This is a genomic window from Pseudomonas sp. JL27(2026), assembly GCF_056933555.1.
Genome location: NZ_CM167794.1, coordinates 2,749,654 through 2,765,251, shown reverse-complemented (window position 1 = coordinate 2,765,251; position 15,598 = coordinate 2,749,654). Strand labels below are relative to the sequence as shown.

Sequence of the window (15,598 nt, the reverse complement as noted above, 5' to 3'; positions counted from 1 at the left end):
GGCAACGCTGGCCGCCAGTTGCATGGCCCCCCTGGCGATGGCCGCCAATTGCAGTTGGAACACGGGCGGGCCGGCGATGATGAACTATCAACGAAACCTGGGAGCCTTGTACGTCCCTCGTGATGCTCGTATCGGGACCGTCATCGGCACCGTTGACATGATCCATTCCACGCCCAACAACGCAGGCCTGGCCGTCGAATGCATCAACAACGGGTCCAGACTGGAGTTCAACGCCCGGGCGACAGCATCGATTTTTCCAGGCCCGCTGGACCCGATCAATGGCGAGGATGTTACCGGCAAAATACTGCAAACCAACATTCCCGGCGTAGGTGTACGAATAAAACTGGGCCTTCCCCTCGATGGTCGGTCTGACAATTCCTTCGTCCCCATCGGCAGTCCCACCGTGCCCTATGACGGGTTCAACGACAAAAACCTGCTGACACCCATTCGACTCAACAGCCTGTCTAATCGGGTTACTTTGGTGAAAACCGGCCATTTGGCGCCGGGACCACAAACGCTCGATGGCAGCGAGCTGTTCAGTGGGCATTTCCCCGATCTGGGCAAAGTGTTCGGCTATGGAATAACCGGCACTATCATTGCGGCCCAGTGCAGTGTCGGCGCCAACCCGGTCAGCGCCGACCCCGTAAAGCTCGGCGATTGGAATACCGCTGATTTCACCCGGCCGGGTTACTCCACGCCCCTGGTACCCTTCAACATTACGTTGAGCCAATGCGAAACGGATCCCGGTGCAGGTTTCGTTGCAACGGCCAACATCCGGCTTGAGGGCATTTTGGGGTCGGCACCGATCGGCCCCACAAGCAGCGGAATATTCAGCCTGACATCCGATTCGACGGCCAAAGGGATGGGGATCCAGATATTGAAAGGCGACGGCGTCTCGCCCATGGAACTCGCCACGGAAGTGCCCTTGATCAGTATTTCGCCTGGCACCACCGTCCTGGATTTCAACGCCCGCTTCTACCAAACCGAGGCTGCAACGGAAGTTCACCCCGGTCTGGCCAAAGGTGCCCTGAGCTTCACCCTCACCTACAAATAAATCTGAAGACAAAAAAAAGCGGGTTTGCCCTTACAGACAAACCCGCCTCCCCATCCTCAAGCAATCAATGTGGGTATCAGCGGTGGAAAAGACTTCCAGGTCTGCTTGTTATCGAAACTCACCTTAACCCGCACCTCAAAACCGACATTGAGCTTGAAACGCTGTAGATCCGCCTTGGAAATGCGCCCGACAGGGATGACTTGAGCCACCTGCGGAACCGGTGACTCCGTGAGCACGGGAATCACTAGTTTTTGACTATTAGTAGCGCTAACGCCTTCCACCGTGACGGTGAGGTACTGATCCGTCGCCATGAAAGCCCAGCTTTCAAGCGTGAAATCGGCAAACCCCGTCGTGAGGCTTGCCAGGCTCAGCTTGCCGCCCGAAACCTTGGCACATTGAACGGTTGGTGTGCCTGTCAGGTCCTCGACTCGCAAACTGTATCGTTGCGACTGATGCGGCGTGACAACCCCAGGGTCGAACACTTCGTAATACACGGGCAAGGTCTTGCCCAGATGCTGGGCGATTTTTTCTTTTGGAATTTTGTAGTCCAACGACCCCGGTGTAACAGGCGTATTGGTTCGGTATGCCCCTACAGTGCCCGGTTCCGCCCACTGCAAGAACACCTCTTCCCCCGGGTAAATCACTGCATCAATCGGGATGGTTACCGTTACGCCATTGTTTGCGGCGCCCGGTTTAAGCACACCGCTGGATGTACCTCCGGTCGCTTCCTTGGGCTTTGAAGGGGGGAGCGTGCGGGGTATCGGAGTAGCGGCGACATTCAGCTCGACCGGTTCAGAAGGTCGACTTTCATTGCCCGCACGGTCGTGCAACTGATACCACACGTAACGTATCCCATCCTTCCTGTCGCGTATTAACTGTCCCGGAATTGTGAGTACCAGGGGGTCGGAATAGTTTTTATCATCAAGTTCGATGACTCCACCCTTATTCAGATTGCCTCGGGTCTCGCCCCAATACCAAGTAATGCGGTCCCAGGGACGGGGGGTCGTATATACGGGGATTGCAGCCTTTACCTCGTCGTTGTGTTGCTCAAGGTAGCGGGCAGTGAGTTTGTTGGCGGGCGGGAGAACGTCGGTAGGGAAGGTCAGTTTACTGTCGGTCGCCAGCACAGGCGCTTGTGTATTTAGCGTCATCACCAGGTCGAAGGACAGGTCCGACTCCCCGTTATAAATGGTGAATCGGTAATGCAACCGGTTCTCCCCATCATGATTGCGCAACCATTGTTGGGGTATCACAACATACCGGTCCGTATCCTCGATAGGAATGTGCCATGCGCGGCTCGCAATCGGGGTCGGGTTATCATCGGAAAACAGCTCAACTGTTTCTTCTTTCTTTGTAGGGTCGGAGTGCCGCGGAACCGGGAACCAGACCTTCAGATCCCCGTGCGTCAACGCCTCGGGCAGCAAGTTAACCTGACCACCCGGCCTATCGTCGAGCAACCCTTTCACCTCGGGTTTTGGCAAGACAGGATCGCGGATCGATTGAGAGTTGTTGAACGTGACCATAAACAAGACTCCTTGAAATAAAGCGCAAGGAAGAAGCCCACATACTCAGGGAACTCCTTCGCAGCGCTACAAAAAGCACACTGAATCTGTCGCGTAGACGCTCTTACCAGACGTTAATAAAAGGCTGGCTTACCAGCTGTAACGCACACCCACGTTAGCGCCCCACGGCTGTTCGATCTTGTTGCCATTGCTGTAATCAAAATCTGCGTGGACCGACACCTTGTCGGTCAGGCTCATGGCCACGCCCGTCCCCAGCTCACTACGGGAACCCGAGAGGTCGGTCTTGAAGGGATTGTTATTAACCTCAACGTCATTGTTCCTGGCAAACTCGTGCACATAAGCCGCACGCAGGTACGGCTGTACCACTTTGCCCTCACCCAGTATGAAGTTGCGCCCAACAGTGGCACCCACCTTACCGAGCAAGGAGCGCGCACTGTCACCTTCGGCGGACAGACCATTGCCCAGGTCGTAACTGGCGCCCTGAACCACCACACCCGACAACTGAGTGAAGGGTTCGACAAAGTAGTCATCGGCCAACTTGATATGGCGACCGAATTCCAGCGACCCACCGACGCCATTGTTGCTGTAGTCGCCTTTGGTTTTTTTGCCGTCGCTGAGCCGCACATCGGACTCGTTCTGGAAACGGTTGAACTTGAGCACACCGTCAAAGTAGTAGCCACTCGGCTCATCCAGCCAAGTGGTATAGGCACCCAGGTAGTAGCTGTCGACCGTACCGCTGGTGCCGCGACTCATGCTCAGATCGGATTTGCTGTAACCACCCAGCACGCCCACCAGCCACTGGCCATCGCCCACCGGCAACGGCGTATCGACACCAAACGACAAGCCCTGCTGTGTTTGCTGGTAAGCCACGCCAGAACGGGCGCTGACATCGAACTTGTTGCCATAGGCACGAATCCATCCACCAGCCTTGCCGTTGTCCATCCGCACTTCGCCCATGCGACTGCGCAGCGTGCTGAGTTCGCCATACCAGACAGTCGGCGCGGCGTTAAACAACGCCATTACCGATTGGGTGCCCGGGCTGATCACTCGTGTGGTGGAGTTCAGGTACCAGTCGTTGTTGCCCTGTTTAATCAGGTCGTAAGAGAAAGCGCCCAGGTCCACAGGGCCACCCGCCAGCTTGAACGTGGCGTCGCCGCTGCCGATATGTACCACCGGAGTCGCAACCGCTGTCGCCGGTTCACTGCCACTGCTGTCGAGGGCCACCGTGTGATTGCCGCTGGCATTGCCGGTCACCGTCAGGGTATCGATCTGGCCGGTGGTGAAGTTGTTGTGCATGTAGAAAGTGCCGCCCTCACCCGACAGGCTGCCCACCGACAGTTTGTAGAACTCCCCAGGATTACCGAATTGCACACCGCCGCCATTGAGGGTGAGGTTCGCGACCTCACCATCCCCGACCATCACCCAGCGGGCATCGTTGTTGACCGCCAGGTTTTCAACATTTTCCAGGCGCCCGGTCAGCGTCGCAGAATGATCGAGCAGCACATCGGCATGGCTGTCGTCTGACACAACAATATCGCCGACTAAGTGGCTGTTATCGACCTTGAAGCTGGCCGACGAACCGTTGATCAACTCCAGCAGCGTGCCATTACCGCCCTTCAACGTGGAGCCGTTGCTGACTTCGATGTTCAACTGCTGGGTATTCGTCTGCACCTGGCCATCGATGATGATCGCCGAACCACTAAGCCCTTCAACGTGGGAGTTATTGAGGGTCAACGCGTTATCGGCAGGCAGGTCACCGGCAGCGAACAGGCTGATACCGTGCAGCCCCCCGACAACTGTGCTGTTCGTGGCGGAGACCTTGCCACCGAAGCTTTCGATGCCAATGCCATCAGCGTTGCTGCCGGTGACGGTGGAGCCTGCCTCCAGTATCAGCTGACTTTTGTTGCTGACGGTGGCGCCAAACTGGCCACCGGTAATCTGGCTATCATTGACCACGGCCGTTGAACCACCGCCCGAAGTCGTTTGTGCCAATCGCAGCCCCGTTCGACTGCTGATGACGGTGCTTTTGTTGGCAATGGTCGCCTGGCTGGCAGAGAGATCGACACCATTAGTCGTTCCCACAGCCGTGACCTGCGTGGCATTGAGCGAGAGACTCGACCCTGTCTCCACACGAATCTGCGAGGTGGTGGCACCTTGCGCCGTCAGGCTCCCGCCATTTCTGACCAAGTAATCAACACGCTCGGTGGAGGCGTCGATGGTCATGGAAGTGCCATCGATCGGGATCGCCGCCAGAGCAACCGGGCTGCCAATCAATAACGGGGTCAGCGTGGCGAGTTTGAGCAAGCGCGTGAGGGGAGTAACAGAGAAAGTATCACCAAGGGACATGGAATCGCTCCAGGGTATTTCAACTATCGGTAAACGCATCGATCCGGCGTAGTGCAGGCTGACATGAGCGCTCATGGGGGGCGGCGATCCTAAGCAATTTCCTACGAGGGATATGTAGGATTAATCTTTTTTTACACAAGAACAGGCCCGTCCAATTGAGTGAAATATCGGTAATTGTTCTTCCTCAGTTGTCGACTGTCCCGAAAGCACGGATGTAAAAAACACCCGTGCAGGTTCCGCAAATACAATCAAGATCACGGAATCGGGCACGCACCCGTCGATGTATGGAAAGAGGTACGAACGGTTAAAGGCTTTGAGCCGATGAGTTCTTCACCATCATCAAAGAAGTACTCAATTTTTGCCCGACCGTCTCCGCTCGTTGCCAGATTTTCCGTGTACAGAGGCAAGATGTGATCGGCGTAAGGTTCCACCAGAATAGTGAACCCCGAGACGGGCCCATCAGTACCCAACGTGTACTTATTCTTGAATATTGCTGTGGTGATCACGTCCTCCGGCTGACTCAAGTCATCGCCTCTCATCGGAGTGAACACCACCTCAATTTCGTCGCCATCCTTCAGCAACCCTGTCAGGTCAGGTATGGCAACTTTAAGTGAACCGTTCGTCTCCAGTCTCGAGCAACCCGGGTAACTGTCCGGGTCGGGAATGGTAGGAAAGCTCGCAGCCGGGAGTTCAACTGCAACCGCGTTGACATCGACGGGGGTGGGCTCTGACGGCAAGTCGTTCACCAGGCCAGCGGCGCTCAGTTGATAGTGCACGGGCACTGGGTCGCCGTTGCCACCGCCCTTGATGTACTTCCAGAGGATCTCGACCTCGCAATCTGCATCTGGCTTATGCTCAGGGTCTGTATCGTCGAATGTGACCTGCGCCTCGACGACACGCTGGTCATTCCAGTAGACGTCAATGACGTGGCCATTCACCGCTTCGGGGTACCAGGTGAAGGTAAATTTCGCATTCTCGTTTTTATCGTCCCGTGTCAACTTGTTGGTTCTAGTGCCATCAGAATTTGTGACAGTACCCTCCTTCAAACTTATATGAGGCTCATCCGGCCAGCCATCTGGCGGGAATGGCAGCCATGGAATGGCAACCTGGAAGTTAACCAAGAAGTTGTCAGAGATTGGGCCGAAGACCCGGCCCTTGCGAATGATCTGGTAACTGACGGGCGTAGATTTTGTACCGACTGTAGTTTCCCCATACTCTTCAAGCATGGTGACGGCTGGCAGAACCGGAACCTCGGCATTGGGCAGGGAACCAAAGAAGAGGTCATCCAGGGTGGTGTTTCCCCACTTCACCCGGATCAGGTCACCGGCCTTGTAATTGTCGTATTTATCGGTCCAGACACTCACGCCCTCGCGAACCTTTTCATTCGACAGAGGGCCTGGAACGGCCTGTGGCACCCTGACCGGCTTGAGGTTTGCAGGCAGCGGTCCAAAGGTCAGGCTCATTTTTTTATATATCGACACGGCACTGGGGTTTTGTGCCTCGTCGAGTAACACATAGATAAATGCGGCTTCTGCATCGCCTTTGGCGCGGATGTTGGCGCCATCTATATTCACAACAGAGTCAGTAGTCCCTGGGGTGGGAACCGTGTTGAAGTAAATCAAATCAGCGGTGGTGGGGTCTTCCGGTATGTTGGCCGCATCCACCAGATAAATGGCAATTTTATCGGTAGCCTTCCAGTCCTTGTAACCGGGAATGGTAATAGTCAGATCGCCACCGTCCGGCAAATTGACATCGTCCAGAAAGTCATCGGCAAACTGCAATGGCTCGGGCGGTTCATGCTTGTAAGGCGGCACTCGATCACATACAACGGTAATAACCCCGGACTCATCTTCCTCATCCTGGTATGTGAAATTCACGTACTTCAGTTGGCAGGTGGCGTCGTCTGGAAGGTCATTGGTATCGATAACCATCTCGTATGGGAAGGTTTCTAGAAAAGGGACATCCTTCGCTGGTCTCTTGAACTCATGGGAGCCCACTTCCTTAAAGGCTCCCCCCCCGCTAGCCAGGTAAACCTTGATGGTGTCTGACCTGCCGAAGGGAGCCTGGTTGATCCATTGCGGGATATACACCTTCAGCCCGTCCTTCAGGTTAGGACCCTTGAGAAGGCCTTGGGCTTTGTTGGCGTAGTCCTCGTCCTTGATGATGATGTCCTCAGGCGCAAGTTTCGCCCGATGCTCGCTGCGCATTTTCAGGTAAGCGTTGTTTGCCCCTTCGCGTTCGCTTTTTGTACTGGCCATACTCTTATTCTCCCTCACGTCTTTTGACCCCATTGGCGTCGCCATGGCGGTTAAATCGGTCATGCCGGTGTATCGGGCATAAGGCAAATGAAGCCGTAGCACATCAGCCAAAACTGACCCTGGGCTGATTAAGCATGAAAAAAAAACAAACCGAACCTGTCAGAGTTGACAGGTGTCGATCCATACAGTGGGCACTGAGGCAGTTCAACGGGTAATTGCGCAGCCTGAATCAACTGTTGCAGAAAGCCGACTTCATTTGCCTGACACTGCCCCCCACCGCCGAAACCGGAGGCCTTATCGGCGCGCAGGCGTGCGCCCTGACGCGGCCCGAAAGCATCTTCACCAGTATTTATTTCGCGGGGTAACGTGGTCGATGAGGCGGCGTTGATCGAAGCCTTGCAGCAAGGCCGGATTCGCGGTGCGGGGCTGGATGTGTTCGAACGTGAACCGTTGGCTGCCGACTCGCCGCTGCTACAGTTGAACAACGTGGTGGCAACGCCTCACATCGGTTCCACGCCCCATGAAACCCGTGAGGCCATGGCGCGTTGCGCGGTGGAGAACCTGCTGACGGCATTGGCCGGCGAACGCCCGGCCAACCGGGTGAATCCCCTGGCCTGGAGGCCGAAGGCCTGGCCGCGCCAGAGGATCGAGCAGCACCGCGGCTTGCCAGGCAAACCGCGGTGCCGGGCCGAATCAGGCCAGGCTTTTGCTGACCACTTCAAACACATCGCTGGACAGCTGGCCCGATGCGCGAATGCGCTCAAGCTCGGCCTTCATCAGGGCCTGACGCGCGTCGTCGTACTTGCGCCAGCGGGTCAACGGCGCCAATTGGCGCGAAGCGATCTGCGGGTTCAAGGCGTTCAACTCGATCACCAGGTCCGCCAGGAAACGGTAGCCCGAACCGTCGGCGGCGTGGAAGTTGATCAGGTTCTGCCCGGCAAATGCACCGATCAGCGCCCGAACCTTGTTCGGGTTCTTGAGGGTGAACGCCGGGTGCTGCATCAGCGCCTTGACCCGTGCCAGACCGCCCGGCAGCGCGCTGCCGGCCTGCACGCTGAACCACTGGTCCATGACCAGCGGGTTGTCCTTGAAGTGCTCGGCAAAACTGGCCAGCGCGGTGGCCTTTTCGGCCTCGAACGGCGAGTTCACCAACACCGCCAGCGCCGTCAAACGCTCGGTCATGTTGTCGCACGTCTCGAACTGCTCCAACGTCGCCGCCAGCACTTCAGGCTTGCCGCTGAGCATCAGGTAGGACAGTGCGATGTTTTGCAGGCCACGACGGGCAAAGTGCTCGGCTTCGGCAATGTAAGGGGTTGCCTTCGACACCTCGCGGTTGGCCTGATAACGCTGCCACAAGGCGTCGAACAGCTGCTCGGCCAGTTGCTTGCGCGCAAACTCGCGGGCGGCATGAATGGCCTCGACATCCGCCACTTCACTGATTTCGGTGAGGTAGGCTTCGCTTGGCAGCGAGAGCATTTCCGCGACCATGGCCTGGTCCAGGGTGTCGTCCGCCAACACGGTGCGCAAGGCACTGACCAGACGCTGATCGAGCACCAGCGCTACGCCTTGTTGATGCTGGGTGATGAGTTCCTGCAACACTTGCACCGACAATTGCTGGCCGGCGTCCCAACGGTTGAAGCCGTCGGTGTCGTGCTGCATCAGGAACATCAACTGGTCTCGGCTGTACGGGAAGCTCAGTTTCACCGGCGCCGAAAAACCGCGCAGCAAGGATGGCAACGGTTGCTCTGCAATATCAACGAAGGTGAAGGTCTGCTCGGCCTGGGTCACCGACACCACGCGGGAGGTTTCGCCAGCCGTCGCTTCGCCGGCCAGTCGCAGGGCCAGCGGCGCACCGTTGCGGTCCAGCAGCCCCAACTCGACCGGAATCACAAACGGCAGTTTCTCAACCTTGTCCGGGGTTTGCGGGCAGCTCTGGCGGAACGTCAGGCTGTAGGTTTTCGCAGCAGCGTCATAAGACTCGCTAACGGCCAAACGCGGCGTGCCCGCCTGGCTGTACCAACGCTTGAACTGGGTCAGGTCAACGCCATTGGCGTCCTCCATGGCCTTGATGAAATCGTCGCAGGTCACGGCCTGGCCGTCATGGCGCTCGAAATACAGGTCGCTGCCCTTACGGAAACCGTCGGCCCCCAGCAAGGTGTGGATCATGCGCACCACTTCCGAACCCTTTTCGTAGACGGTCAGGGTGTAGAAGTTGGAGATTTCGATAAAGCTGTCCGGGCGCACGGCGTGGGCCATGGGGCCGGCGTCTTCGGCGAACTGGTGCGTGCGCAGGTAGGCCACGTCCTGGATGCGCTTGACCGTGGCCGAGTTCATGTCGGCAGAGAAGACCGAATCACGGAACACCGTGAAGCCTTCCTTGAGCGACAACTGGAACCAGTCGCGGCAGGTCACGCGGTTGCCCGACCAGTTGTGGAAGTACTCGTGGGCCACAATGGCTTCGACACGCTGGTGCGCGGCGTCGGTCGCGGTTTCGGCGCGGGCCAGCACGGCGCTGGAGTTGAAGATGTTGAGGCCTTTGTTCTCCATGGCGCCCATGTTGAAGTCGTTGACCGCCACGATCATGAAGATGTCCAGGTCGTACTCGCGACCGTAGACTTCTTCGTCCCAACGCATCGACTTCTTCAGGCTGTTCATGGCGTGCTGGCACTTGTCGATGTTTTCTGGCTCGACGTAAATGCGCAGCGCCACCGAGCGCTCGGTCATGGTGGTGAAGGTGTCTTCGACGCACCACAAGTCACCGGCCACCAGTGCAAACAGGTACGCCGGTTTCATGAACGGGTCTTCCCAGGTCGCCCAGTGACGACCATCTTCCTGCGGGCCGCTGCCCACCGGGTTGCCGTTGGACAGCAGCACCGGGTAACGATGCTGCTCGGCAATGACCGTGGTAGTGAAGACACTCATCACGTCCGGGCGGTCGAGGTAATAGGTGATCTTGCGGAAACCTTCGGCCTCGCACTGGGTGCAATACATGCCGCTGGATTTGTACAGCCCTTCGAGGGCGGTGTTGTTCTGCGGGTGAATCCTGACGCTGGTATCGACTGTGAAGTGTTCGCTGGCCGGGTGCAGAGTCAGGTGGCTCTCGGTCACTTGATAGTCAGCGGCGCCCAGTTCGGCGTCCGCCAGTTTCACCGCCAAAAGCTCCAACTGCTGGCCATCGAGCACCAGCGGCGGCAAACCCGCGCCACGGGCCGGATTGCGGCGCATCACCAGTTGCGCATGGACCAGGCTGTGGTCCTCGAACAACTCGAAGGTCAGGTGCGTCTCGTCGATCAGGTACTCGGGGGCCTGATAGTCCTTCAGGTAAATCATCTTCGGTTGTTCGGTGCGCATGCGGGAGTCCTTCTACTGGGGCACGCCTAGTGATGCACGGCGAGTTGGTAAGCCGTGTATTTACGAATATTGATGACACCGGTGTCGAAGATCAGGTATTGGCCCTTGATCCCCATCAGCGTGCCTTCGGCAATCGGGTTCTTGTCCAGATTAAAGCTGACAATCTTGGCCGGGTACTGCTCGACCGGGTAACGGATTTCAATCGGCTCGATATCGCTGACCGGTTGAATGGCTTGCAGCCCGAAGCGTTCCTGCAACCCTTGCAAGCCTTCGGCGCAGCTGGCAAACAACTGATCGCGCACCTGGGCCAGGTCCACTGCCACCGCATCGCCCTTGAGCAAGGCACGCCAGTTGGTTTTGTCGGCCACCTGGCTGCGGAACAGGTCTTCGACGAAACCCGACTGCTGACGGGTCGAGACCCGCATGATCGGCAACGCCTGGCTCGCGCCCTGATCGAGCCAGCGCGTCGGCAGCTGGGTGGCGCGGGTAATCCCGACCTTGACCCCCGACGAGTTGGCCAGGTAGACCACATGATCGGTCATGCAGAACTGTTCACCCCAGGCCGGATCACGGCAGGTGCCGGCATCGAAATGGCAGCGCTCCGGGCTCATGATGCAGAGGTCGCACTGCGCCAGTTTGGTCATGCACGGGTAGCAGTAGCCCTGGCTGAAACTGGTTTTGGTCTTGCGCCCGCAATGGGTGCAGTGGATCGCCCCCAGGTACTCCAGGCGCACGGTGCTGCCGATCATGGGATTGACCGGCACCTCGGTATCACCCAGGCGAAACGCGTATTGCACGGTCGACGCGTCGAGGCGCGCCGACATCTTGCTGATTGCACCACGGCCAATCTCGATCAATGGATGGCATCCGACTTGAACAGGATATTCGGCACTTCGATCGACTTGGAGCTGCATTCCTGCGGCCCCATGTAACCGGTGCGCTCGTCCTCGGGCAGGTTCTGCATTTCCCAGGCAATCATGGCTTGCAGCGACAGTTCACGCTGTTCGGCGGTGAGCTTGCCACCGTCGGACCATTTACCGATTTCGACCGCCAGTTTCAGGCTCTGGTAGATCTCGGGAGTGATGTTTTTGATCATTTCATTAAACGAGGACATGAGGTCTCCATGTGAAAATTCAGACGGCCCGTTTACGGCGGCTGTACACGCCGCCCAACAAACCGGTAAGGCATCCGACGAGCAACCCGCCGACGTGGGCCGCGTTGGCGATTTCACCGAAACCGATCATCGAGACCAGCCCCGACAGGCACAGCAGCAGCCACACCAGCATCATCACCAGTACCCCGCGAGGCAGGCGATAGGCCGGGTTCGGCGACAGCAGTTGATAGATCCAGCAATGCCCGAGCAGGCCATACAGCACGCCCGACAGACCGCCGAACAAACCCGGGCCGCCGAAATAGTACTGCGCATAATTGGAAACGAGGCTGAACAGCAAGGTCAGCCCCAGCAGATTGATGCTGCCCTGGCGCAACTCGATGCGCCGCCCCAGCTCCCAGTACCACATGCCATTCATGGCCAGGTGCAGGAACCCGAAGTGGATCAGCATCGGTGTGATCAGCCGCCACCACTGCCCCGCCGCCAGGCTGTCGGCCAATGGCGTGAACTGGATGTACTCGCCGGCGATGCGGAACTCGAGAAAGGTCAGCCAGCGCATCGTGTCGAGGTTGTCACCGAGCAGCGTCACCGCACCAACAATCACGCTCAGCAGCAACACCAGCGCCGTCATCGGGCTATGACGCAATTGCTCGACAAAGCCCGGACGCTGCATTGGCGCTTGCATCGCCGGAATGTCCAGCTGCTGCTCGGGATCGCCAGCCGGAAAGCGTTCGTACAACGAGCGCACATCTTCGCTGATCGAATCCGGCACCCAGAGCACCTGCTCGCCGGCCTCTTCGCTGACGCGATGGGGCACTTGCATGCGTTGCAGCAACTGGACGAACCCGCTCAAATCCACCGCCAGCGGCAGGCGTAAAACCGCGACCGCACTCATTGCACCACCTCCGGGCGCTCGACATTGACCCAGACGAATTTGCGGGGGTCCAGGCGGGTTTCCTGATCCAATCGATACGCGACCAGTTTGCCGTAAAGCACGGCGCTGTAATCCAGGCAAGCCAGGTTCGGGCGGATCGGCGCCGGTTTGCCGCTGCGCCAGTAATGCCCGACAAACAGCAGGGGTTCGTCGACGCCGTAGCGCAACAAGGTGTCTTTCTCCACCGGGGACAGTGGCGTGCGGGCGACCGGCTCAGGCAACGCGTCGGGTTGGAACACGATGTCGCCGTAGGTTTGCGGGTTGTCTTCCCAGAATTTGGTGCGAAAGAACGAGCGCGTCAGGCCGTCGCCGCTGGTCATGGTCAACCCATGGGGCAAGCGCATGTCTGTGCCGCGCAGCAAGCGGTCGAACGCCATGCAGGCAAAACTGCCGGACACGGCGGCAGCCTGGAGAAAGTGCTCATCGACGCAGCCATCGGGGTGCTGGCCACGCAACACGTCGATCAAGCCACCGTCCCAGCACGCATGCACCACGCGGAAACGACCGGCATCGACGAACAACGGCATCTCGTAGAACCACGCGAGAAAGTCATGCCAGTCCGCCGGATGCTGGGCAAATTGGGTCAGGGTTTCGTCGATCAACCGGGCATGGCGCGGTGTGTGATCGCGCACGTACTGCTTGCCGCTGCCGGGCGGTGCCGGGGTGCTCCAGCCCAGGGCGTTGAACTCATGGTTACCCATGATGCACAGCGCCTGACCGGCCTCGACCATGTCGTGAACGATGTGCAGCGCCTCGCGAATCCGCGGGCCGCGGTCGATAATGTCGCCAAGAAACACGGCCATGCGGGATGGGTGGCGCCAGGCGCCCGCCACCTTGCGGTACCCGAGTCGGTCGAGCAGATGCTCAAGGGTATGAGCGCAACCGTGCACGTCACCGATCAGGTCGTAGCTACGCGCTGGATCGAGCATCAGTCGCCTCCAGCCCCCAACCGGCTGCCCCAGCCAAGCTTGGTCCGGCAGACTTCGTAATAGTTGTGGTCCAGCGGGTGAATCAGCCGCAGTTTCTGCGCCTTCTTGCTGACGGTGATGGTGTCACCCGGCGCGCAGGTGAAATGGTTCTGCCCGTCACAGGACACTTGCGGGTAAATCTGCATATCCTTGGACACGACGATTTTCAACTCGCTGTTGCCATCGACCACAATGGGCCTTCCTGACAAGGTATGGGGGTACATCGGCACAATCACAATGGCATCGAGCTTGGGATGCATGATCGGCCCGCCCGCCGACAGCGCGTAGGCGGTCGAGCCGGTGGGTGTGGCGACGATCAGGCCGTCGGCCTTCTGGCTGCACACGAACTGGCCGTCGATGTACAACTCGAACTCGATCATTCGCGTCGACTTGCCGGGGTGCAGCACCACATCGTTCAGTGCATCGCCCTGACCGATGGCTTCGGCGTGGCGACGGACTTCGGCTTGCAGCAGGAAGCGGTTCTCGACCAGATAGTGCCCGTCAAGCACTTCGGCGACTTTGACTTCCAGTTCATCCGGGCGGATATCGGTCAGAAAACCCAGGTTGCCACGGTTGATCCCAAGCACTGGAACGTTGTGCCGCGCCAGCGCCCGCGCCGCGCCGAGCAGGCTGCCGTCACCGCCCACGACGATGACCATGTCACAGACTTCACCGAGCATCTTGCGCGACGAGGTTTGCAAGCCATGGCCCGGCAGGACTTCGGCGATGGTGTCCTCGAGAATCACGTGCAAATGACGGTCCAGCAGGAATCGTTTCAGTCGGCGAACGGTATCCAGCACCTGCGAACTGCCCAGGCGACCGATGATGCCGATATTACGAAATTGCTCCATGGGGCTCCTGCGAGGTTCTGCGACGGCGAAAAGCACGATTATGGGCGAAAGCGGGCCATAGACAAAATCCTTTCAGCCACGACGTTAGGCGCTATGCTCGCAACATGATCCTGTTCCCTGACTTGCTCGACCTGCCGCGTCAGTTGCGCCAGCCGCCCGTGCGCGACCTGGCGTGGGTTATTCTCGCCCCGCCCATGCTCGACCAGACGCCCTGGCCGCAGCGCCATCCGCTGGCCGGCAGCGACTGGGCGCAAGCGCCCGAACTGCTGGCCCATTGGCTCCGGCAACTGGACCAGGACAGCCACGCCTTGCAACACTGGCTGCAACTGGGCAGGACCCGCCGTCTGGGCCTCTATTACGAACGCTTGTGGCAATTTGCGGTGCAACATGCGCCTGGCGTGCAGCTACTGGCGGCCAACCTGCCGATCCGGCGCGGTGGGCATACCCTGGGCGAACTGGACATGCTGCTGCGTGATCGTGACGGCGTCCACCACCTGGAACTGGCGATCAAGTTGTACCTCGGGCCACAAAACGGCAATGGCCAGCACACCGCACAATGGCTAGGACCCGGTTGCCATGACCGGCTCGACCTCAAACTGACCCACCTGAGCGAGCACCAACTGCCTATCTCCGCCAGGGCCGAAAGCCTGGAGATGCTCTGCGCCCTGGACATTGAACACTTCAGCGCACACCTGTGGCTCGGCGGTTACCTGCTCTACCCCTGGCCCGGCACGGCCGCCCCGCCCCTCGGTGCCCACCCGCAACACTTGCGCGGGCGCTGGCTGCATCAGCGCGACTGGCCTGCCTTCATCGCCCAGAGCCCACCCGGCCTCTGGCAACCCCTGCCACGCCACGCCTGGCTAGCCCCGGCGCATTATTCCCCCGAGCAGACGTGGGACGAAGCACAACTGGCGCAATGGCTTGACGCACTGGCCGTCGATGCACCGGCGCAATTGCTGGTGCGCCTGGTGCAAACCCCTTCCGGGAACTGGGAAGAGGCCGAACGGTTGTTTCTGGTCGCAGACCGCTGGCCAAACGTACCGGGGGTTTGACCGCGTGCAAAGGTTGAACGCCCTGCGCTCGAGAGATCTGAACACGGTTGTTACGCCCACACAGTTATTACAGTTAATGGCGTATATAGAAAACGAATAACGTTATGCAAAAATACCGACCAAAAGAATATAAACGGTCGTTTAACTTTT

At 58.7% G+C, this 15,598-nt stretch carries 11 protein-coding genes and 1 pseudogene; 3 read left to right on the top strand and 9 right to left on the bottom strand.

Features of this window, described 5'->3' with window-relative positions; translation table 11 throughout:
* The first annotated feature begins 22 nt into the window (after positions 1 to 22).
* Positions 23 to 1,054 carry a fimbrial protein gene (locus AC1Z1G_RS12595; RefSeq protein ID WP_483627823.1) on the top strand — a complete coding sequence of 344 codons (1,032 nt, stop codon included), beginning with the start codon at positions 23 to 25 and terminating at the stop codon, positions 1,052 to 1,054.
* 56 nt (positions 1,055 to 1,110) lie between these two features.
* Here AC1Z1G_RS12595 and AC1Z1G_RS12590 read toward each other — a convergent pair whose 3' ends face one another.
* The 3 genes from AC1Z1G_RS12590 to AC1Z1G_RS12580 all read right to left on the bottom strand — a co-directional run bounded on the left by AC1Z1G_RS12590 (position 1,111) and on the right by AC1Z1G_RS12580 (position 7,244).
* Positions 1,111 to 2,577 (bottom strand): hypothetical protein, encoded by a 1,467-nt coding sequence (locus AC1Z1G_RS12590; protein WP_483627377.1) that lies wholly within the window; start codon positions 2,575 to 2,577, stop codon positions 1,111 to 1,113.
* 129 nt (positions 2,578 to 2,706) lie between these two features.
* Positions 2,707 to 4,923 (bottom strand): autotransporter outer membrane beta-barrel domain-containing protein, encoded by a 2,217-nt coding sequence (locus AC1Z1G_RS12585; protein WP_483627375.1) that lies wholly within the window; start codon positions 4,921 to 4,923, stop codon positions 2,707 to 2,709.
* Between the two features lie 254 nt (positions 4,924 to 5,177).
* Positions 5,178 to 7,244: a hypothetical protein gene (locus AC1Z1G_RS12580; RefSeq protein ID WP_483627373.1), complete on the bottom strand. Its 2,067-nt coding sequence runs from the start codon at positions 7,242 to 7,244 to the stop codon at positions 5,178 to 5,180.
* 155 nt (positions 7,245 to 7,399) lie between these two features.
* Here AC1Z1G_RS12580 and AC1Z1G_RS12575 point away from each other — a divergent pair.
* A pseudogene (locus AC1Z1G_RS12575) lies at positions 7,400 to 7,802 on the top strand (2-hydroxyacid dehydrogenase); the annotation flags it as partial.
* A 72-nt stretch (positions 7,803 to 7,874) separates the two neighbouring features.
* Here the strand turns inward: AC1Z1G_RS12575 and pepN are convergent.
* Genes pepN through AC1Z1G_RS12545 form a run of 6 tightly spaced genes read right to left on the bottom strand, consistent with a single transcriptional unit; the run spans position 7,875 to position 14,396 of the window.
* On the bottom strand, positions 7,875 to 10,532 hold the full coding sequence (pepN, locus tag AC1Z1G_RS12570) for an aminopeptidase N (RefSeq protein ID WP_483627372.1): 2,658 nt from the start codon (positions 10,530 to 10,532) through the stop codon (positions 7,875 to 7,877).
* A 26-nt stretch (positions 10,533 to 10,558) separates the two neighbouring features.
* Positions 10,559 to 11,389, bottom strand: coding sequence for a DUF2797 domain-containing protein (locus AC1Z1G_RS12565; RefSeq protein ID WP_483627371.1), 831 nt, complete (start codon positions 11,387 to 11,389; stop codon positions 10,559 to 10,561).
* Positions 11,386 to 11,646: a YeaC family protein gene (locus AC1Z1G_RS12560; protein ID WP_483627369.1), complete on the bottom strand. Its 261-nt coding sequence runs from the start codon at positions 11,644 to 11,646 to the stop codon at positions 11,386 to 11,388. The genes AC1Z1G_RS12565 and AC1Z1G_RS12560 overlap by 4 nt, the downstream gene beginning before the upstream one ends.
* A gap of 19 nt (positions 11,647 to 11,665) precedes the next feature.
* A complete protein-coding gene (locus AC1Z1G_RS12555) occupies positions 11,666 to 12,538 on the bottom strand; it encodes a rhomboid family intramembrane serine protease (RefSeq protein ID WP_483627368.1) in 873 nt (290 codons plus the stop codon).
* Positions 12,535 to 13,509, bottom strand: a complete 975-nt coding sequence (locus tag AC1Z1G_RS12550) for a metallophosphoesterase (protein ID WP_483627821.1) — start codon at positions 13,507 to 13,509, stop codon at positions 12,535 to 12,537. The genes AC1Z1G_RS12555 and AC1Z1G_RS12550 overlap by 4 nt, the downstream gene beginning before the upstream one ends.
* Positions 13,506 to 14,396 (bottom strand): NAD(+) kinase, encoded by an 891-nt coding sequence (locus AC1Z1G_RS12545; protein WP_483627366.1) that lies wholly within the window; start codon positions 14,394 to 14,396, stop codon positions 13,506 to 13,508. The genes AC1Z1G_RS12550 and AC1Z1G_RS12545 overlap by 4 nt, the downstream gene beginning before the upstream one ends.
* Before the next feature lie 104 nt (positions 14,397 to 14,500).
* Between AC1Z1G_RS12545 and AC1Z1G_RS12540 the strand changes: the two genes are divergently transcribed.
* The gene (locus tag AC1Z1G_RS12540; protein WP_483627364.1) at positions 14,501 to 15,448 is read left to right on the top strand and encodes a DUF1853 family protein; all 948 of its coding nucleotides are present in this window, start codon (positions 14,501 to 14,503) and stop codon (positions 15,446 to 15,448) included.
* The last annotated feature ends 150 nt before the right edge of the window (positions 15,449 to 15,598 follow it).